Annotated in this window: 17 protein-coding genes and 1 pseudogene; 2 read left to right on the forward strand and 16 right to left on the reverse strand. The window is 58.5% G+C overall.

Annotated features, from left to right (window positions below):
- Positions 1 to 25: 25 nt before the first annotated feature.
- From QQL28_RS38590 to QQL28_RS46360, 3 genes are read right to left on the reverse strand one after another with little or no spacing between them, the layout of a single operon-like run.
- A complete protein-coding gene (locus QQL28_RS38590) occupies positions 26 to 472 on the reverse strand; it encodes a c-type cytochrome (RefSeq protein WP_284274076.1) in 447 nt (148 codons plus the stop codon).
- Between the two features lie 31 nt (positions 473 to 503).
- A complete protein-coding gene (locus tag QQL28_RS38595; protein ID WP_284274077.1) occupies positions 504 to 947 on the reverse strand; it encodes a c-type cytochrome in 444 nt (147 codons plus the stop codon).
- Positions 948 to 1005: 58 nt separating this feature from the next.
- A complete protein-coding gene (locus tag QQL28_RS46360) occupies positions 1006 to 1320 on the reverse strand; it encodes a high-potential iron-sulfur protein (protein ID WP_431309712.1) in 315 nt (104 codons plus the stop codon).
- Here QQL28_RS46360 and QQL28_RS38600 point away from each other — a divergent pair.
- Positions 1265 to 1486, forward strand: coding sequence for a hypothetical protein (locus QQL28_RS38600; protein ID WP_284274078.1), 222 nt, complete (start codon positions 1265 to 1267; stop codon positions 1484 to 1486). The two genes, QQL28_RS46360 and QQL28_RS38600, sit on opposite strands and share 56 nt — an antisense overlap.
- A 163-nt stretch (positions 1487 to 1649) precedes the next feature.
- Here the strand turns inward: QQL28_RS38600 and QQL28_RS38605 are convergent, their stop codons facing one another.
- From QQL28_RS38605 to QQL28_RS38620, 4 genes are read right to left on the reverse strand one after another with little or no spacing between them, the layout of a single operon-like run.
- Positions 1650 to 2738 carry a hypothetical protein gene (locus QQL28_RS38605; protein WP_284274079.1) on the reverse strand — a complete coding sequence of 363 codons (1089 nt, stop codon included), beginning with the start codon at positions 2736 to 2738 and terminating at the stop codon, positions 1650 to 1652.
- 24 nt (positions 2739 to 2762) lie between these two features.
- Positions 2763 to 4169, reverse strand: a complete 1407-nt coding sequence (locus QQL28_RS38610) for a hypothetical protein (RefSeq protein ID WP_284274080.1) — start codon at positions 4167 to 4169, stop codon at positions 2763 to 2765.
- Between the two features lies 1 nt (position 4170).
- Complete coding sequence (locus QQL28_RS38615; RefSeq protein WP_284274082.1) at positions 4171 to 5502, reverse strand: DUF1552 domain-containing protein; 1332 nt, start codon at positions 5500 to 5502, stop codon at positions 4171 to 4173.
- 14 nt (positions 5503 to 5516) lie between these two features.
- Positions 5517 to 7244, reverse strand: coding sequence for a DUF1588 domain-containing protein (locus tag QQL28_RS38620; RefSeq protein WP_284274084.1), 1728 nt, complete (start codon positions 7242 to 7244; stop codon positions 5517 to 5519).
- 648 nt (positions 7245 to 7892) lie between these two features.
- Here QQL28_RS38620 and QQL28_RS38625 point away from each other — a divergent pair.
- Entirely contained in the window at positions 7893 to 9716 is a 1824-nt protein-coding gene (locus QQL28_RS38625) for a hypothetical protein (RefSeq protein ID WP_284274086.1), read from the forward strand.
- A 248-nt stretch (positions 9717 to 9964) separates the two neighbouring features.
- On the opposite strand, the gene QQL28_RS38630 is transcribed toward QQL28_RS38625, so the two are convergent.
- From QQL28_RS38630 to QQL28_RS38665, 9 genes and pseudogenes are all read right to left on the reverse strand, one after another.
- On the reverse strand, positions 9965 to 10273 hold the full coding sequence (locus QQL28_RS38630) for a methyltransferase domain-containing protein (RefSeq protein WP_284274088.1): 309 nt from the start codon (positions 10271 to 10273) through the stop codon (positions 9965 to 9967).
- A 26-nt stretch (positions 10274 to 10299) separates the two neighbouring features.
- Positions 10300 to 10605 (reverse strand): annotated as a pseudogene (locus tag QQL28_RS38635) (IS66 family transposase zinc-finger binding domain-containing protein); the annotation flags it as partial.
- 18 nt (positions 10606 to 10623) lie between these two features.
- Positions 10624 to 12465, reverse strand: coding sequence for a hypothetical protein (locus tag QQL28_RS38640; RefSeq protein WP_284274091.1), 1842 nt, complete (start codon positions 12463 to 12465; stop codon positions 10624 to 10626).
- 365 nt (positions 12466 to 12830) lie between these two features.
- Positions 12831 to 13925, reverse strand: coding sequence for a hypothetical protein (locus QQL28_RS38645; protein ID WP_284274093.1), 1095 nt, complete (start codon positions 13923 to 13925; stop codon positions 12831 to 12833).
- 38 nt (positions 13926 to 13963) lie between these two features.
- Entirely contained in the window at positions 13964 to 14980 is a 1017-nt protein-coding gene (locus QQL28_RS38650) for a succinylglutamate desuccinylase/aspartoacylase family protein (protein ID WP_284274095.1), read from the reverse strand.
- A 32-nt stretch (positions 14981 to 15012) separates the two neighbouring features.
- Positions 15013 to 15840: an energy transducer TonB gene (locus tag QQL28_RS46365; protein WP_431309713.1), complete on the reverse strand. Its 828-nt coding sequence runs from the start codon at positions 15838 to 15840 to the stop codon at positions 15013 to 15015.
- Entirely contained in the window at positions 15782 to 16177 is a 396-nt protein-coding gene (locus QQL28_RS38655) for an ExbD/TolR family protein (RefSeq protein WP_284274096.1), read from the reverse strand. The genes QQL28_RS46365 and QQL28_RS38655 overlap by 59 nt, the downstream gene beginning before the upstream one ends.
- A gap of 3 nt (positions 16178 to 16180) precedes the next feature.
- On the reverse strand, positions 16181 to 16885 hold the full coding sequence (locus tag QQL28_RS38660) for a MotA/TolQ/ExbB proton channel family protein (protein ID WP_284274098.1): 705 nt from the start codon (positions 16883 to 16885) through the stop codon (positions 16181 to 16183).
- Positions 16886 to 16912: 27 nt separating this feature from the next.
- Positions 16913 to 19051, reverse strand: coding sequence for a TonB-dependent receptor (locus tag QQL28_RS38665; RefSeq protein WP_284274100.1), 2139 nt, complete (start codon positions 19049 to 19051; stop codon positions 16913 to 16915).
- Positions 19052 to 19129 lie beyond the last annotated feature (78 nt).

Genomic DNA, 19129 nt, shown 5'->3' on the forward strand with positions numbered 1-19129 from the left:
CGCTCCGATTGCCGGTGATCCGAACTCATTTCTTGCTTTCGTCTCGATAGACGTCGTGACAGGACTTACAGGGCAGATATTCGATGATGTTTCCCATTGCGGTGGCTGCGCCTTTTGTCTTGGCGACGCGGACCATCTCGTCGGTCTTCTTAGCGAAATCGTCCATTCGCTTCGAAAAATCATCCCAGTTCGTCCAGACCTCGGGTTTGGATTGGCCGCCCTGGACTTTGGGTTCGAAAGCCTTAGGCGCCATCTTGGCCGCCAGCGCGATCGCCTCCATATGAGCAATCGCGTTGTCATCGGGAACGGCCATCGAAAGCATCATGCCGAGCGCCGCAGATTGCTCGTTGAGCGTTTTCATAATGTGTTCGCGGTAATCGATGATCTCCTTGTCGTCGGCAGCGATCGCATTTGATGCGATCAAAGCCGTGACCATCGCAACGACACCATACATGCGAGTCACAGGACTCATAGAAGAACCTCCAGTCCAAGCCGTCCAAGTCTCAGTCTTTCTTTTCACGATAAATGTCGTGACAGCTATCGCAGGTCAGGGCGGACTGGACTCGCGGCGCTGCGGCAGCCATTCCACCCTCTTTCGCCTTCCTGGCGAGATCGGCCGTTGCCGCCGTCAGGTCGTCAAGACGTTTGGAAAAGTCTTTCCAATTGGCCCACAGCACGGGCTTGGCCTCGCCGCCCGGCACTTTGGGCTCAAAGGCCTTCTTCGCGGTCGCCGCGGTGATGGCCAGGATCTCGGCATGTGTTGCGAAATCTGCAGCCGGGATCTTTTGCTGAAGGATCTGTGCGATCGCTGCGGCTTCCTCGTTCATCGTTTTCATGATGTGTTGGCGGTAATCGATCACGTCCTGGTCATCGGCGCGCGAGGATACGGGCGACATCAGAACAAGCGCCAAAACAAGTCCGGAAAGGCGCGGGCGCGGCCTCGTCATTTGGGTGCCTCCAACTGAGATGTTTGGGGTAGCAGGTGACTCCAAAAACTGGCGGGCATCAGCTCTTCTGGCCCCAGGCGTCGCAATGACCTTCATTGCTGGCAGGCCCGTTGAAGATCTGACAAGTCCCGCACCCCTGAGCCCCCACGGTGAAGAAGGCGCAGCGAGAGCAGGTCGCGTTAGGTTCTGGCGACGTCTCTGTGTAATTCAGAGAAGTTCGTAGGCTGGCCGCGCCACTGTCAATTTTCTTAATGTCAACGCAAACTTGGGCGGCTGATGCCGGGCGCCCAGCAAATCCGGCAAGTGTCGGAGCGAAGATGATCGACGGAACGAACTGTTTCAGGAGGTCCCGCCGCAAGAATGATCGCACCATGCATTTACCCTTCGGATTCTCGAAGAAGCCATATCCGCGCGAAAGCGGACAGACGATTTTTCATTGTCGTCTCACAGCCGTCTGCGCCATCCGCTTGCAACGCATCACAATCGGTCTCGCCAGAGTTGCGGTGAAAGCCACCAGCGTGCACGCTTGCCTGATTTAAAAACGTGAATTGCAGGCATATGAAGCTCCATCGCGAATGACTACACGTGCCAGCGGGTGCCAGTTGCAATTGCCGGCCAACGCTATCGATATTGCGCTTTGCGCCGTATCGATCGTGTGCACTTATTTCATCGCCAATAAAGACTCTCTACGCCAGTAGAGGTCTAATGGCGCGCAGCCGCCTGCGCCGGCGGGTGAACAATGTAGACTTGAGTGAACTTTACTTCGAACGCGGAGGATACCGCCGTCATTTCCCCAGTCTTGTCCAGGTATCCGTCCGCCAGACGACGCATCGCGCGATAGAACGACGCGGATGGAGCGTAATGTTCAACGCCCTGGGTGAAGGTGGAGCGGACTTGGTTTAGGTGGCGGACGAACTCATCGATATCGACATAACCTGCCATTAGACCTTCGGCTCGCTCGGGCGCGAGCCGCAGGCGAAAGCGATAAGCCTTGAGCGTTAGGGAGGAAGTAGCATCATTGTTCCGGGTATCGGGAATGGTCCAATCCGCCGGCTCGGTGAGCAATACGCCGTTGACGATCCGGCCCTTCCAAGTCGTTTGCGTGAACTTGCCCCATCGCTCGTCGATGTGCTGCGTCCCGCCAGGAAGGGCTCCGGTCGCGTTCTGTCGCAAAGGATCGAGACCACGATAGCTTCTGACCGCGACGTCGTCGTCATTCGATAAACTGTCAACTCCGGATATTTCGATCAGAATGCGGTCCTGCGGTTCTCGCAAGAGCGATCGGTTTATAGTAACTCTGTCGAGACCGTCGACGCGATAAGCCTGTATGCATCCGATCGCGCGATAAAGTTGGTTGTCGATCCCTTGTTCGCCGTCCGGGCTGGTGAAATCGTTGTCTTTCGCCTTGCCATCGAGATTCATGCCAATAGCGATCTTGCCGGCGGCTTCTTTGAAGGCGAAGGAGTCGGGACCATTGGTCGGGAACCAATTCTCGCCCTCTCGTTTGAGGAGCGTGTCTACGACCGTGTATTTCTTGCCCTCATCCGAATAGAGCTGCTTGAACCGATCATCGGGGCTATCGTTGAACCCCAACGGGCATTCGGCCTTGCTGTCTTCGGTCTGATAGACGGCCCAATGCCGATCCGTCATCACATAGCCGATCCTGCCGTCCTTGACGAACGCGGGAAGCTCCGCCGCGGTTGAGGACGCTTGCCGGGTTGTCTGGGCATGGCTAGCCCCAAAAGCCATCAGAACGATGCCGCATGAAAGGATCGTTTTCATCATGATCATGAGATGCTCCTCAGCAAATCCGCTTCATTTGGCGCCGCCCCAGAAATCGTCGCGCAACCAAAAGGCCACGAAGCCGTTGCGCGCGCCATGGTCCTCCCCCCACGCGTCGCCGCGCGTTTCGCCGGGCCGAGCATCTAAGGCGAAGGTGTAGATCGGCCGATCGCGAAAGGTCCAGATATGCAACGCGTTCGATGCATGCTCGTCCACGAAACGGCCGGTCTCGGCATCGATCCATGCGGCACGCCAGATCAGGCTCCTGCTCGCCGCATTCGCAGGCGCCGGGACGTAACGCCATGTCCGATTGCAGCGCGTGGCATCGAAATTGCCGCAGATCGTGAGCCGATAAACCTGCGTCGTTGTCGGATGATCGCAGGCGAGCTGATCCGGCGTGCTCTCTCCGCAATTATAGACATAGAGCGTCTTGCCGTTTCGATCGGCGAGAACCTGGCCGATGCTGGTATCCTGAACCGTGAACTCTTCGGGCGGATCGGGATTCTTCTGGGTGTAAGCATTGTGCCAGCCTGGAACATCGCTACCCTCGAGTCCGCCAGGACGGCGATCGAGGTTATGGGTGTAAAGCGGCTCGCCGCGAAAAGTCCATTGCCTCACGCCGGGTGAGCGCTCGATGACGCCCCACTCTCCTTGCGGCAGGGTGAGACTGCCGGCCGAAATTGGGGTCCATTCGGCGAGGCACGCATCGGCGCAATTGGATTTTCCGGGGCCGTCGCGGTCGAATGTGTAAACCGAACTACCGTCGCGGGTAAGGATGATACGGCCCGTCGCCACTGTCCTCACCAGGAAGGCGGGCGGCACATTCGGCGGTGGACCAACTGGCTTGCGCGGAACCGAATGGTGCGCCGTAAGGTAATATGTGCGCGATGCCCCCCCGTTCACTTGGCCGGGCTTTTTATCGAGTATCGACGTATATAATGCGTAACCATTGTAGGCCCATTGCTTGCGACCGTCATTACGCGCAAGGACGGTGAACGAGCCGACAGGCTTAGCATTTTCGTCCGCGTAGACCGGTGGCCATAGGTCAATGCAGCTGGGCCGGGTGTCGACTTCAGGCAGTATAAAACCTGCCGGCCCCCCCTCCAACTTTTCATTCACCGTATATCTGGTGTTGTCGCACCCCGGTCTGCCCGGCGCTTCACCGGCATTGCCGTTCCGCTGAAGCTCCAGGGGCCAACTGTAGAGCGTCATTCCACGGGCGTCGGTGAAGACAGGTCCATCGGCATCGGTTTGCTGAACACCAAAGCCAGTTGGCAACGGCACGCGCTCGTAATCCTCGAGCTCGACAACCGGCGGACGATAACCTTCGCCGAAGGCAGGGGTTACTAATGATAGGCCGGCGAGCGCGGCGCTGGCGAGGCAGGCAAATGCACTACTTTTCCGCGGTAGTTCGGACTGCTCATGTGCGTGCTTTCGCATTTTAGACAAGTATCTCCCCGATTTCCTTCGAGGTCGAATTGCTCTGGGCGCCGAAAGACGAGATATCGACCCCCATGGTCCGCAAGATGGTGTAGCTCAGGCGCGTTGTCGCAGTTGCGCCGACATCAACATGCAATCCGGTCTTGAGCCTGCCGCCGGCCTTGCCGGCGGTAAACATGACCATGTTGTCGTAGGAATGAATGCGGGCGAGGCCGTGATCGGAATCGGCCATGATCAGGCAATTGTCGAGAAGCGTGCCATCGCCTTCCCTGATCTGGGTGAAAGCATCGACATATTCCGCCCAGGCGGCCATCGCGTGGCGCGTGAACCACGAGGTATGGGCTTGAAGATGGGTCGCTTCGTCGATGCGCTCCTCATGGGTCGCGATATGGTGGGTCTTTTCATAGCCGGCCTGGGTGGTTTCCTCGCCGGACTGGTAGGCCATGTTGAAGACCCTGGTCTGATCGCACGCCACGGCCATGACCATGAGATCCGTCATCATCTTGTGTCGCATAGCGACCACAGCCGATTCGTTGCCGGGGGGAGGATCTTCTTTAATCAGTTGGGGCACGATACAGGCGGCGATCGGTTCGGGCTTCGTCAGTTGCTGGTCGAATTGCTGTTCGAGGTGTCGGACGCTGGTGAGATACTGATCGAGCCGTACGCGGTCTTCCGCCCCAACCCGTCTGTTCACGTCCTTGATGTCGTCCATGACGCCCGAGAGCACACTTTTGCGCACCATGACTGCAGGACTTGGCTTAAAGATGGGCGCGTTGGGGTCCTGGAAGTCGGGCCCAAAGAGGCGTTGATAGAAGCTCAATGGTGAATATTCCGGCACGGAAGGAGAGTTGGCGCCCTCATGGCTGTAGGTCGCTTTTGGCTCGCCGGTGGCGTTTGCGGTCAGCGCTTTGAATCGCGTCGTGCAGCCGATCTGGTTCGCGATCGTGATGTCTAGGGTTTCTCCCGGGAAATCCGCTTCCGACTTCGGCGCGCGGCCACTGCGCGTAGCAACCCAGCCGGCGTAATGGCCGAGCGCCGGATTGTCGTCCAGGAAGACATTGAAGTTCGAGAGCAAGTTGATGTGCTGCTGAATCCCCTTCAGATACTCAATCTCGTACGGAAGATCGAAATTCGCGCCCGTCTTCTTCGGTACGAAGAACTCTTTCTGCATCCCTAAGCCCCAGAACCAGGTGCCGAAACGCACTGGCATCGGTCGGCCGCTGGCCAAGGCCGTCCCGTTTCCGTTGAGGAAGCAGTTCAACAGCGGGAGGCTGACGGTCACAACGCCGCCGTTCAAGAGCCCGCGCAGCACACGACGCCTAGTCCATGCCATAACAACTCTCCTTGCTAGCGCGCCTTATCGACGACGTTTTGAGCGGGAAGCTTTGCGCTGTTCTCGATAGGGCCGACCGGCACTGGCGGCAGCACTTGGGAGAACGCTCGGCTAAGAGCGATCGTACGCAGCAGATCGCGGAGGCGATACCCCTGCTCGCCAAAGCGTTGATTGAAGTAAGCCAAATTTGGCGCATCCTCGGCTGTCGCCGGCCCGCCAGTACCGTAGCTGTAGAGCCTTCGTACTAAGCAGCTCGTCAAAGCGGGGTTATCGTGCAGAGCATAGGCGAAGCCAACCGCGTCGTTGAAGGGTTTGCCGTCAAGCGTACCCGAGACATCGATCTTCGCGCCCTTCTCGGCCTCGCGGTATTCGCCGGCGCCGTCGAAATTCTCGAGCGCAAGGCCAATCGGATCGGTGATCTTGTGGCAGCCGGCGCAAACCGGATTCTTGCGGTGGGCCTCCAAGCGGTCACGCGCGGTCTTCAGACTGGGGTCCGGATTCTCGATCGCGGAGAAATCGACATTGGGTGGTGGCGGCGGGACCTTCTGACACAACAATATCTCGCGCACCGCCTTGCCACGCAAAGTTGGCGAACTGCGGACGGGATGAGCGTGCACGGCCAGGAAACTTATATGCGTCACGATGCCGACGCGGCCGGAGGCTCCGGGAAATTCGTAGCGGCCCCAGCCTTGCGCCGCCTCTGTTCCGTAAAGGGCGGCAAGCGAGGGCGAGATGAAGGTTTCGCGCGTCGTGTAGAGATCGCGATAATCCCGGTTCTCGGTGATCAGGTGATTGATGATCGTGCGTAGCGTCTGTTCGCGCGCATCGGCTATCGAGGCGGCGGTGACGGCAGGAAAGATCTTCGGATCCTTGGCCAACCCGTCGAGGCGATTAAACTCCATCATGTCACCGAAGAAGGCGCGCATGCCCACCTCGAGGCGTGGGCTGGCCAGCATCATGTCGACGACGCGCGCTCGGCCCTTGGCGCTCTGGATCTCCCCGCTATCGGCCGCTTTCAGCAATGCTTCGTCAGGCGCAGCATTCCACAGAAAGAAGCTCATGCGTTGCGCGAGCGAATAGGCATCTAGGCGCAGTTGACCCTGGTTCTGCGGATCGGGCTCGTAAGTGTCGGTAACAAAGAGGAGTTCCGGGCTGAGCAGCACACCCTCGAGTGCGACAGCGAGTCCGGGATAAAATCCTTGGAGTTTTGCCGCACCAACATTGGCGTCCTCGACGACCTGCGCAAGCTTGGCCGCCGACAGGGGTCTGCGATAGAGCAAGCGACCAATTCTCGAGAGGAATGTGGCCGCGCATTCGGGATCAGCAGCCATCTCATCTTTCGGTTTGCAGGGGATGAAGAAATTGCGGTGTTTGGCATCGACGACCTCAGCCGAAACCTGAACTGCAACGCGCTGGAATTGCTCGATTTGGGTGTCCGTCACGCCCACGCTCGCCGCAGCGTTCGCGAGCAGACCCTCGGTGCGCCGCATTGGCGCAATGCGCGCCTCCACACTCAGATCGGGGCCGAAAATATAGCGAAGCGAATTGACGTACTGGTCCCGCGTGATTAGACGCATTCGTTGCGGGGCGCCTCGCAAATCCACCGGTGCCGCAGCATGCGCCGTCGCCTTACCATCTTCCTCGGTCGGGCCATAACAACCCGCAAGCGCCAGGGCTGCGATCACGCCAAGCGCAATCACCGCCACGCGAGTCGAGGTGGCCAGACAGGCGATCCGATGCATGCGCCTCGTCGGAGTGCCGCTCAATAGCTCTGCGTGGAGATGTGCAAGCGGGGGCGCTCCTCTGGTTCGTTGGTCAAATTTCCAAAGAGGCATTCAACCAGATTCCCGATTTCGAGGCGTTGCCGCATCAGTTGCGCCTGTCTTCGAAACGCAATAGCTTCTAGACTTATATAATGAAGTAGTCGGATTGCATGACAGTTTCATGACCTCTGGAGCCGTTAACTCGGCTAGCGCTGCAGTTTCCATCACGCTCTCACTTGCCGCATACCGTATTGTGGACAAAGTGAGCCGGGCCGCATCTTGGGTGACGGTCGTCATTATCCCCCAGATGATCCGGGCCAACTTGTGAGCAAGCAGCGAATGCGTGCTTCGAAATGTCAAACCCAATTCGCGCGAGGTCGGTTAGTGCTGGACGTTCTGTACATTGCCGGTTCGTGCGATTCCAGCCTGCCGGCCATCTTCGCCTCGGTTTCCATTCCCTCCAGATCCCAATGCGTTATTCCGTGAACCGGCTCGGCTTATGCCCATTCCGCTCCGAGGTAACGCGCTCTACCAGTTTTGACAGGAGATTGCGGGAGCCTAGGTAAGTTAGAAGCTCCTCGAGGCTGATCTCCAGTCGGGGCTCGTCTAGGAGGTTGGAAGGGGCTTATGGCAAGCGGCAACTACGGAAGGGCGCTGTCAGTCTTGCTCGATCGGACTTTGCTAGCTTTGTCCGCGGTAACCACGGCGATCCTTTTCGCTTGGCTGCTATATTACAGCAGTTACGGTCTTGATCTGTCCGACGAAGGTTTCTATCTCAACTTCATCGCGAACCCATTCCCTTACGCGGTCAATCTTACAGTCACGCTGTTCGGCTTCATCTGTTACTGGCCATATCAGTGGGCGGGTGGCGATATCACAGCGCTTCGTATGGCGAACGTCACGCTTACAATGGCGCTCGGCTGGATTCTTAGCTTCCTGGTGATCCGGCGGTTTTGGACAGTGGACTGGCTGTGTGCGGCGGTGCTATCGGCAGGGATCGGCAGCTTGGCATTAGTCGCCTTTCACCTCTGGCTGATCACGCCTAGCTACTACACGCTGACATTTCAATCGCTCTTGATGGTGATGATCGGCTTGCTGATGGCCGACCGACCAGGGCGCATCGGCCAGGTCTTGGGGTCGATCCTTGTCGGCGTTGGCGGCTGGTGTTGCTTCATGGCCAAGCCGACTACCGCTGCGGCCATTGCGCTCGTCGTTATGCTCTATGTCGTCGTTTTGCGCCGAAAGTCGCTGCTGCCCATGCTTGGTGCGGCGTTGATCGCTTTCGCTCTATTGGTGGTTACCGCCTACTTGATCGATGGCGGCGTCGCCGGGCTGGTGACCCGTATGGTCAACAGCGCCGAGATGGAAATCCTGCTGGGTGCCGGGCACGAGGTGTCTCGCATGTTTCGGATCGATTGGCTCGCCACCAGTCGCTCCCAACTCGCTATCGCTGCGTTGGTGGCGACAGCCCTTCTGCTCAGTATTTTCATGGGAGCTACGCGCAAGTTGCTCCCATCGCTGGTTCTAGCTGCGGTATTGATCGTAACACTAGCAATTGCGCTGCTGGGGACCGATCCGATCGGCATCGAGCCCTCGACCCTGTTCCTGGTGCCGACCTTCACATGCCTTGGCGCGATGTTCTATCGTAAGGGATCGGTTCTACGCACCCAAACTCCTGCCAGTACCGCTCTGGCGCTAACCTTTTTGGTCCTGCCGCACCTTTCCGCACTCGGCTCAGCTGCCAATTACTGGCGCTTCGGTGCGATGGACGCCTTGTTCTGGATGCTTGCGGCCGTTGTCTTCCTGAGCCCTCTTGCGCAACACGAACGCAGCGTTGCCGCTCTATTACCCCTGACGGTGGTGGCACAGTTGCTCACTGCATCGGTGGTCAATGCCGGTCTCCTCAAGCCGCACCGTCAGGTGGAAGATCTGCGCCGCTATACCGCTGTCACGCTCATGCCGGGCGGTGGGAAATTGGTGCTCTCGCAACCCTTTCACGACTATCTGGCCACAGCCAGGGCTCAGGCCGCTGCAGCCGGCCTTGAAATCGGTACCCCGGTCGTCAATCTCGCTGGCGGCTCCCCAGGCCTGCTGTATGTGCTCGAGGCACGAGCACTCGGGCTGCCATGGCTGATCGGGAGATACCCCGGCAGTAGCTCGGTCGCCGTGAAAGCGCTCGGACTTGAGAACTGCGCCAATCTGGCCAAAGCGTGGGTGCTGATCGAACCGGAAGGCCCCCGTCATCTCGACCAAGCCAGTGTCATGGCCTCATTTGGAGCCAGGCAGGCGGACTACGTCGCCGCCGCTAGATTCGACCCTCCCGTCTTTGACGACTATTATCCGAATGCTACCAGGCAGTTTCTGCTCAAGCCCATACGCCCCGCCGCGACGGCGGAACAATCCTGCCGTGAAGCAAGGCGACAACGGTCGGATAATCAGACACGTTACTGAAGCCAAAGCTCCATCACCGGAATTGCAGGCTCTTGCAGTGCTGTCTATCAATCAACTGGCGAATAGCATAGTGCGAAAAACCCGCACGCTACGTTCTGAAGGAGCCGGACCTGACGAACGCCAACGGCGTGGCCTCGCCAGACTCCCCAACCCGGTCAATCGTGAGCGAGATCATCACGAAATGGTCGGCGACATCGAGCGGAATCTACACTGTTCTTGCAATATCACCATTCGCCTAGCAACCTATGCTACTGGGCCCCGAAAGGCAGATTACCTAAAAGCGAATCCATTCTGGTCAGGAATCTGCCAGTGGGCGGGACCGAAATGATGGCCTGCGTGAAGACTTCAGTGAAGCCGGCGGCAGTGAACATGCGTCGCAACTTCGCCGGCGGCAACAAGACGGCATCCTTATCGATTTCGTATGTCTTGGCGACGTACTGCATCAGCGGATTGTAGGGATTGACTTCAAAGACGAGCATGAGTCCACCGGGCACCATAACGCGATACGCCTCGGCAACGAAGCTTTCCCACTGCGGCGGAAGGACATGGTGCATCACCACCGACTCCGCAGCCCAAATCCAGCATAGAGCGGCAGGTGATCGGCAAATTTGGACACCAGAACCTGGGCGACGGTTGCTTCGGTCGGCAGTCCGACCTCGATCAACCGGGTCGGGGCCGGCGCCTGCATGACACCATCCTCGCAAGCACGGCAGGTGTATTTGGGACGCCGGGTAACGAGGATCCGGAACTGCGCCGAGACCAGGTCCAGCCGCTCGCTTCTATCCTCGCCGATCCGATGTAACTCGCCCTGGCAGCAGGGACAGGTCTTGTCTTCGACGTCGACGACGACGTCGATCCGTGGCAGGCGCGCCGGCAAGGCGCCACGGTTGCCCCCGGCCCCCGGGGATCACAGCTTTCCCAGCTGACTCCATTTCCGGCCATCCTGCTGTTGTCGCCTGGCTTCACGGCAGGATTGTTCCGCCATGGCGGAGGGGCGTATGGGCTTGAGCAGAAACTGCCTGGTAGCATTCGGATAATCCCCGTCAAAGACGGGAGGGGCGAATCTAGCGGCGGCGACGTAGTCCGCCTGCCTGGCTCCAAAGGAGGCCATGACACCGTCTTGGTCAAGATGATACGGGCCTTCCGGTTCGATTAGCACCCACGCTTTGGCCAAATCGGCGCAGTTCTCAGGTCCGAGCGTTTTTACCGCTACTGCATTACTGCCGCGATATCCTCCGATCAGCCATGGCAGCCCAAGCGCGCGCGCCTCGAGCACATACAGCAGGGCTGGCGTAACGCCAGCGAGATCAATGACCGGGGTACCGATTTCAAGGCCGGCTGCAGCGGCCTGAGCCCTGGCTGTGGCCAGATAGTCGTGAAAGGGTTGCGAGAGCACCAATTTCCCACCGCCCGGCATGTGCGTGACAGCGGTATAGCGGCGCAGATCTTTTACCTGACCGTACGGTTTGAGCAGACTGGTATTGACCACTGATGCAGCGAGCAACTGTGCCACCACCGTCAGGGGTAATAGAGCGACGACGCTGCGTTCGTGTTGCACAAGAGGGCTCAGGAAGGCAACGGCCGCAAGCATCCAGAACAAGGTGTCTTTCGCACCGATGCGCCAGTAATTGGCTGCGGTGCCCAGTGCGGAAACGTGCGGCAGGACCAAAAAGGTTAGCGCCAGAACGATGCTAGCGGAAGCCTGGGTGCGCAGAACCGATCCCTTACGATAGAACATCGCGCCAAGGCATGTGAAGGCTGGCACCAGGAACAGGGTCGAGGGCTCGATGCCGATCGGATCGGTCCCCAGCAGTGCAATTGCTAGTGTTACGATCAACACCGCAGCGAGAGCCAGCGATAGCAGCAACCGGTTCGTAGCCCCCATGAAAATGCTGAGCAAAATGGCTATCGCCATTAACACAGCAATAGCGAGTTGCGAGCGACTGGTGGCGAGTGAATCAATCCGAAGAATGCGAGACACATTGTGCCCGGAACCCAGCAGCGTCATCCCCTCAGCGCTCTTGACCATGCGGGTTACCAGCCCGGTCATGCTGCCGTCGATCAAGTAGGCGGTAACCATCAATAAAACGAAAGCGATCAACGCCGCACCAAGCATGGGCAGCAGCGACTTTCGGCGCAAAACGACGACATAGAGCATAACGACGAGCGCAATGGCCGCAGCGGTAGTCGGCTTGGCCATGAAGCAACACCAGCCGCCAACGCCGACAAGGATCGACCCCAAGACCTGGCCGATGCGCCCTGGTCGGTCGGCCATCAGCAAGCCGATCATCACCATCAAGAGCGATTGAAATGTCAGCGTGTAGTAGCTAGGCGTGACGCCCCAGCCACGATAGTCGCATAGTGTCAGGCTGCCTATTCCTGCCGATAGCACCGCCGCACACAGCCAATCCACTGTCCAAAACCGTCGGATCACCAGGAAACTGAGAATCCAGCCCTGCGCCATAGTAAGCGTGAAGCTCGCCATGCGAAGCACTGCGATGTCGCCACCCGCCCACTGATATGGCCAGTGATAGACGAAGCCGAAAAGGGTTGGTGGAATGTTGACTGCATAGAGGAATGGGTTCGCGATGAAGTTGAGGTAGTGACCTTCGTCGGCGAGCATGAGACCGTAAGTGCTGTAGTACAGTACCCAAGCGAAAAGGATCGCTGTGGTTACGGCCGAAAGAGCCGACAAAGTCCGATCCAGCAGGACTGACGTTCCGTTGGGAAAGTGGTCGTCTCTTGCCATGAGCCCCTTCCTAGCCGCCTCTAAACGAGGCCCATTCCAATGGAAATTCAGCCTTGAGGAGCTTCTAACTGACCAGAGCTTCCGCAATCTCCTGCCAAAACTGGTAGAATCTATCCCTATCGGACCGGCATGAACGTGAAGCCAAGGGGATTCACGAAAAGCAGATCAGGCGGTCGAGCGGAGAGCAACAGCCGGCTCGAAGCCGGCAGACGTGTGCCGCAAACGCGGCATCAGCAGCGCACCTTGGTACAGGGAGCTGGGTGTCTGACGCCACCCGATCGAAGAAGAAGTTGCTGGCGGAGGCGATACTCGGCAACGCCATGCTCATTGTTCTATCTTTCTGTCTTCATTCAAAGCTTCCTACTCTATCGGCCGGGATTACACTGCTGGTTCAGGAGCTGCACCATCATCACTTCCAAGTATTCAAGCTGCTTGCACAACTCCGCAACGTGCAATGCGCTTTTCTCCGCGCCCTCGCGCCCGATAAAGAAGAAATGACCGCCCTCCACATACCGACAGAGTCGGCTCGGAAGTTGCAAGGCTAACTCTCGCAACTCATTCCAGGCGCCAGCCTGCGAGGAAATCGAGTTCGCAGCAGAATACTCGCAGAATAGCTTCTGGCTGTTCAGGAAACCCCACGTCGCCTGATCCGTAAGGGCGTGCCGCGCGTCGCTTGTGCGCGTAGGCGCGATCACGCCCGTGAAGGGATATTCCGGGTAGGCAAAAGTTCCCAGGTCGGCGATTGTATCGAGCAGGGAATTGCGTTCAAGATCAGCTCGTTGATTGGGTTCACCTCGCAACCGGATCGGAGTGTTCACAATGTAGTGCGCCTTGTATGCGGCAGCGCTGATGATCTCCGTCTCCCTCCAATTGATGTCACGGAGAAAGGATTCGTTACGGGCGGTAAGGCCTGTGTCATCACTCCCCGTCCTCCAGAATCCTTCCGCCGTAAACGGCTCTCCTTCCGGTTCAGCGCGAACCATACCGGGCATTGGAGGGGTCGCCGCGAGTGCGATGAACCCCGGCATCTTGAGACCCAAGCGACGCGCTGCGACGTTGAACGCCCGACAGGCTCGGCCGGCCATGCTCCATCCGATCGGCGTGATCGAACCGTACAGACCTCGTCCTTTCATAATTTCGGCTGTCATTAACGCGGCGGCGTTTCCCCAATCCGTCACCGTCAGGTCTGGCAGATGACGGCGAAAAGCACGATGGTCCGACGGATACGAAAGGGCAATAAAACCCAGGCCACTTTTCTCGAGCCAATAGTCAAGAAAGTCCTCCGCTCGGCTGTCCGGGTGACCGTAGAACACTCTTGCCATATGACCGCCGCCAGGAAGCGCAACGATCGTAGGCGATCCCGGCAAGCCCGCCCGGACATATGCGATCGCAGGAACGCCGGAGGCTTCTACCAGAAACTCCGACGGCAGGAGGCCGTCCTGTATTGGACCTGTGTTCATTGAGTTGCTTCGTATACCGAGCGGGCCGGCGCGTTAGGTCAATTTGTTGTCGGTTCAACATGGTCTTCAGCAAAGACCATCAGCCCGTCGCCTCTGCGCGCAAGCCCCTGCGCACGCCGACAGATGAGAGTGCCTGCGACGCTCGAGTGGACGGTGAATGGTTCGCGCCAAGGTATTTCCGGCGTAAGGATTTGCCCGACCGGTTGACCTGGCGAAACCCGTGCGCCCAGCTCGATGAACGGCTCGAACACACCTGCGCTCTCGGCGTAGACGTAGTAACTGGTGTGCGGTCCAGGTCGCCTGAGGATCTTCATCGGACTTGGCGGCGGCAAATTTGCAATGGCGGCGGGATCGAGAGCTCCGAGATGAGTGAGCACGCGAAGCACACCCGCTTCTCCAAGTGCGACCGCTTCCGGCGATACGCCGCCCCCGCCTCCAAGCTCGGTCCCAAGGCGCTCGATTCCAGCGCGGCGGCACGATCCGATCGTCCCCACGTCCGTAGTCGGTGGCTCGGAGAATACGTAACCGAGAGGCGATCCAAAGGCGCGGAGTATACCGAGCAGTCTCGTGCGGACGGTTTCGTCTTCGGTGTCGGTGACGCTGGGAGCAGGCAAATAGTGGAGCGAACTTCCGCCGGAATGAAGGTCGATGAGAAAATCCGAATTTGGAATCAGCTTTTTCTCGATCAAGTCTGCGATCCGTTCGGTCGGCGTGCCCCGGGGATTCCCTGGAAAGCTGCGATTCAAATTGCCGTTGTCGAGCGGCGATGTTCTCGTGCCCGCCAATGCCGCCGGCAAATTGATCGCTGGAAGAAGTATGAGGCGTCCGCGGACGTGATGCAGCTCCAGTTCCCGCGCCAGCTTTGTCAATATAATCTGGCCTTCGAATTCATCGCCATGGTTGCCTGCCATGAGCAGGATACGTGGCCCGTCTCCATTGCGGAACGCGACGATGGGTATTTGAATTTGCTGGTAAGCAGAATCGTTGGTCGACGAAGCAAGGCTGATGCTTCCTGTCTGCCTGCCCTCCCGATCGAGGTCTATGTTCAATCTCATTGCGTCCCTCGCTCAAACATCGTGTGCGACAATCATTGCCCTGCTTTGAATTCCACGTAGACGCTGAGATGAAGCGTTTGATGGCTTAGTTCGGCGGGCGGAAGCGGATAATGCGCGCTCCGGACAGTGGCGAGTGCCGCCTGATCGAGAAGCGAGGACCCACTTGATTGCGCCAAGCTGACTCCCGATACGTGTCCATCGAGAAAAGCAAACGTTACGCGCGCACGACCGTGCTGGCCGGAGGCACGCGCCGATGCCGGATAGACCAGCGCACTTTCCACAGCTCGCCGCATTTGGCCTTGAAAGCTCGACATCGCGCTAGCGCTCGGTGCAGCGCTTGCCGTCGCTTGTTGCTGCGCGGGGCGCGCGGCGGGTTTTCGCTGGACCTGCGGCTGCGGCTTTGCTGGCTTAGGGCGTATGACCGGCGCCTCCGCCTTCGGAGGTGGCGGAGCAGGCTCCGGTGGAGCAACCTCTGCCGGCGGCGGAGGGACCTCCGGGGGCGGTGGAGTAACCTCTTCAGGTACCGGGGGAGTCTCTTCTGGCACCGGCGGAGTTTGCGCGACCATTGGCGGGGGATCCGCTGGAGCATCGGGCATCGCGGGTGCAGCGGCTACTAGTGATATCTGCATGGTCGGCGCCGACGAGTCGACCCTGGCTGGGCGTTGTGTGAGCCAGCCGACGACGGCAAGAAAACAGAGGCCCTCCAGCAAAAGCGCGGCGGCAAACGAAGCCGGCAGCGCAGAGCGTTCCTGTGGTGGACTGAAATGATCGGCGGTCGCGATGGTCACAACGAGTGCACTCCTACTTGGCGTCCTTCGCGGCGAGCCCCACTTGCACGATGCCGGCTTTGCGACATGCATCCATCACAGCGAGCAGATTCTGCAGCGTAGTAGTGCCGGCTCCGGCAATGGTAACGGCAGCATGCTCGCGGTCTGGCTCGCCTGCCAATTTTGCCGTCAGCTCATCGATAGATAGCTTTTGACCATCCGTTTCGATGGCGCCATCGGCAAACAGCGTAACGACGACCTTTGGGTGAGGCAGATCCTGCGCGGTGCTGCTTTGCGGAAGTTGCGACGCGATTCCCGTCGCCGGGATCATCCGCAGCGTGATCATGATGAAGAACACCAGCAAGAAGAGCATGATGTCGATCATCGGGATGATTTCTATGCGGCCCTTCCGCACCTCGAGATAACGCATGGGTCAGGTCCCCGTATTCGCAACGGAGTGGATTGCAGGCCCATAATGACGTTTATCTCCTGGAGCAACGCGAGCTTCTCCCGACACCGCGCGAGGCGCGTCGAGACGGTTGACCATGGAAATCTTCAAAGTCTCGAGTTGATGCACGATAAGCCGCGTCCAGTTGTGCAGACTGTTGAAGCAAACGAGACCGACAATGGCGATGAGCAGACCGCATGCGGTCGCGATCAGAGCCTCGCCGACGCCGCCGGTGATTTGTGTCGCCGCGTTGCCGGCATCGCCAAGGACCGCGAACGCCTTGACCATGCCAGCGATGGTGCCGAGAAGGCCGAGCAACGGCGCCAGCGTCACGATGGTGTCGAGTAGCCACAACCGGCTATCCAGCTTGGGGACTTGCCACAGGATTGATTCCTCCAACAGCTCGGACAATCGATGCGGATCCTTAAGCTCGGGATGCTGCAGCGGCACCTCCAGCAAAGCGCGATGCGGCAGCCGCGGCGATTTCTCGACGAGATCTGCAAGCGTCTTCCGGTCGAGGTGCGCGAATTGCGCGACGGTCGCTGTGACGCGTTTTCCGCGACTGATGGTCCGGCCAAGAAACCAGAAGCGATCGATGATGACGGTCAACCCAATTAACAGCAGTACGGCCATAACATAGAGGATGCCGTCGGACTGCGCCGCAAGTTCGGTGAGACGATCCAGGGTCATGTTCATTCCTTCGTTGATGGTCTGCGATCAGAACTGGACGGACAGACTGCTATAAATGTTTCGGCCGACTTGCGTGTACCACAGCGGCGTCCCTGCCGCGCCGGAATACCCGGCGAAATCTACGATTCCGCGACTGTTGAGGAGGTTGTCGATCCCAAATTTTGCCGTCACTGCCGCCAAGTTGGGTAGCGAGTTCTTGACTTTGTAGGTGATCGCCATGTCAAGCTGATTGAACGGTGATAGCGGCTGCTTCTCTCCGGCGTCGCCGAAGCGCTGGCCGACCCATTTGTCCGTCAGCGAAGCATGCCAGTTCCCTTCTTCGTAGATCACGCCCGCCGCAGCCGTCGCGTTCGGCGCCTCCGCGATCCATTGTCCTGTCCGCTTGTTCTTCGCGCTGTTGAGGCTGCCGTTAGCGAAAAGGCTGAAGCCATGACCGACGTGGACCGTTCCTTCGACTTCCAGGCCCTGGTAGATCACGCCACCGATATTGAAGTAGTTCGTAATACCGCCGATCGTCCGCGACGAGATCATATTGTCGAAGTCGATGTAGTAGACATCGCCGGCAACCGTGAAGATCTTGCTCTGGTAGGCCGTGCCGACTTGATAATTCCAAGTCGTTTGAGGTTGAACATTGGATCCGGGGGTCACGACAGGCGGGGTCAGAAAGCCCTCCGCAGCCTGCGCGTAGACGGACCAGTCGGACGACAGCTTGTAATTCGCGGCAAGTGAGGGAAGGACCTTTGCCCAGCTCTGAGCATAGTCTAGTGGCCCGCCGGTGTTAGGATCGACGAGCGATGATTGGCTGCGCGCGGAATAGGCATATTTCGCGCCGGTCGTAATCGTCAGGTCGGGCACCGCTTTCCAGTCTGCCTCGACATACGGTTGAAAAGTATCGAGCGTGAGATGCTGGTCGTAGTTGGTGGAGATGTATTTTTGCCCCAATGTCATATCGACATTGAAGTTACCACGATGGCTGGGCTGGTGCTCGGCCCATGTTCCGACCTTCACGTCGCCAAAAAACGTGTCCTTGGTAAGCGCGATCACATCACCGTAGGAGCGGAAGTTTACGGGATTTATCGTACCCGGCACATTGCTGGCGCCGAAGATCGTGCCGTTGGCGTCACCGCCAGTAACATCCTGTCCAAGAAGTAGCCCTGCGGTGTTGTATCCATAGGTATAGATCTTATTGTCGACATGCCAACCATCGCCGTAGTCGGATTTCAGGCCAAGATACTCGAAATCAGTCTTCAGATTCCAACGGTTGTAGCCCGCGAAGTTCTGCTTGTCTGGGGAGGAGGACAGCCCGTAGTTTGGACCGTAGGCGGCGATCTGGGCGAGCGACGCGCCCTCAAAATAGTTTCGTGTCACATCATTGTACATCGACACGAAGGTGAGCGTAGTGTTGTCATTGAGCGGCTGCTGGATCTTCAGCGCCGCGTTTTTGCGCTCTTTGGCCGTGTTTGTGAAATAGCCGTCGCTTTTCGTAAATTGCGTATCGAGAAAGAGCGAAGCGCCGTTCGTCCCCTTGATCTGACCGGAATCAAATTGAAGGCCGTAAAGCTGGGTGTTAAAGCTGCCGTAGCCGGTGGTCGCCGTCGTCGCCATAGTCGACATTGGCGCCTTGGTTTGCAGTGCAATTGTGCCACCGAACGTCGCATCACCTACGGTCGAGGCGGTGCCCGGACCGCGGTCGATGGCGACCTGCCCCAGATCGTTCGTCATGACAAAGGTTCCGCTGCGCTGGGTACCATTGAAGGCGCGGAGGGGGATTCCGTCGAGCGTCGTGTTGAACTGGCCGTTTTGAAAGCCACGGATCGAGATTTTTGCGTCATCTCCACCGCTCCCGCTCGGCGAAGTCATGACGCTTGGTGCGACGTTGATGACCTTGTCGAAGTTACTGGTCGCCGGAATATTGTTTTCGATGTAGTGCCTGCTGATGACGGAGGTCGGCTGCGTCACGGTCAACGGCGTTGTTGTCGGCGCCTGATAGACAGCCGAATTCACGTCGCCCGCAGTATCTGAGGTTTCGACAGTCCCGAGGTCCGTCGTTTGCTGGGCGTGAGCACCAGTCGCCCCGATCACCGGCGGAACACTTGCAGCCAGCCAAAGCGCAGCGTAGTGCCTCCTGATCCCCCGCCGGTCTCCGGTACCCGAAACTCGTCGCATCTATAACCCCTCCTGTTGCCCCTTTGAGCAGCGATCACGTGCTCATCGTCAGCGGTGATTAACGCTTCCCCATTAGTT

Origin of the sequence: Bradyrhizobium iriomotense (genome assembly GCF_030160715.1) — a bacterium.
GTDB lineage: Bacteria > Pseudomonadota > Alphaproteobacteria > Rhizobiales > Xanthobacteraceae > Bradyrhizobium > Bradyrhizobium iriomotense.

What these genes read in the sequence shown, in the direction of transcription:
- QQL28_RS38640 (WP_284274091.1), bottom strand. Translation starts at nt 12,465, where the DNA reads ATGGCAAGAGACGACCACTTTCCCAACGGAACGTCAGTCCTGCTGGAT.
- QQL28_RS46360 (WP_431309712.1), bottom strand. Translation starts at nt 1,320, where the DNA reads ATGGTGCGATCATTCTTGCGGCGGGACCTCCTGAAACAGTTCGTTCCG.
- QQL28_RS38605 (WP_284274079.1), bottom strand. Translation starts at nt 2,738, where the DNA reads ATGATCATGATGAAAACGATCCTTTCATGCGGCATCGTTCTGATGGCT.
- QQL28_RS46365 (WP_431309713.1), bottom strand. Translation starts at nt 15,840, where the DNA reads ATGCATGTCGCAAAGCCGGCATCGTGCAAGTGGGGCTCGCCGCGAAGG.
- QQL28_RS38650 (WP_284274095.1), bottom strand. Translation starts at nt 14,980, where the DNA reads ATGAGATTGAACATAGACCTCGATCGGGAGGGCAGGCAGACAGGAAGC.
- QQL28_RS38645 (WP_284274093.1), bottom strand. Translation starts at nt 13,925, where the DNA reads ATGAACACAGGTCCAATACAGGACGGCCTCCTGCCGTCGGAGTTTCTG.
- QQL28_RS38665 (WP_284274100.1), bottom strand. Translation starts at nt 19,051, where the DNA reads ATGCGACGAGTTTCGGGTACCGGAGACCGGCGGGGGATCAGGAGGCAC.
- QQL28_RS38590 (WP_284274076.1), bottom strand. Translation starts at nt 472, where the DNA reads ATGAGTCCTGTGACTCGCATGTATGGTGTCGTTGCGATGGTCACGGCT.
- QQL28_RS38615 (WP_284274082.1), bottom strand. Translation starts at nt 5,502, where the DNA reads ATGGCATGGACTAGGCGTCGTGTGCTGCGCGGGCTCTTGAACGGCGGC.
- QQL28_RS38660 (WP_284274098.1), bottom strand. Translation starts at nt 16,885, where the DNA reads ATGACCCTGGATCGTCTCACCGAACTTGCGGCGCAGTCCGACGGCATC.
- QQL28_RS38600 (WP_284274078.1), top strand. Translation starts at nt 1,265, where the DNA reads ATGATCGACGGAACGAACTGTTTCAGGAGGTCCCGCCGCAAGAATGAT.
- QQL28_RS38610 (WP_284274080.1), bottom strand. Translation starts at nt 4,169, where the DNA reads ATGCGAAAGCACGCACATGAGCAGTCCGAACTACCGCGGAAAAGTAGT.
- QQL28_RS38620 (WP_284274084.1), bottom strand. Translation starts at nt 7,244, where the DNA reads ATGCATCGGATCGCCTGTCTGGCCACCTCGACTCGCGTGGCGGTGATT.
- QQL28_RS38595 (WP_284274077.1), bottom strand. Translation starts at nt 947, where the DNA reads ATGACGAGGCCGCGCCCGCGCCTTTCCGGACTTGTTTTGGCGCTTGTT.
- QQL28_RS38655 (WP_284274096.1), bottom strand. Translation starts at nt 16,177, where the DNA reads ATGCGTTATCTCGAGGTGCGGAAGGGCCGCATAGAAATCATCCCGATG.
- QQL28_RS38625 (WP_284274086.1), top strand. Translation starts at nt 7,893, where the DNA reads ATGGCAAGCGGCAACTACGGAAGGGCGCTGTCAGTCTTGCTCGATCGG.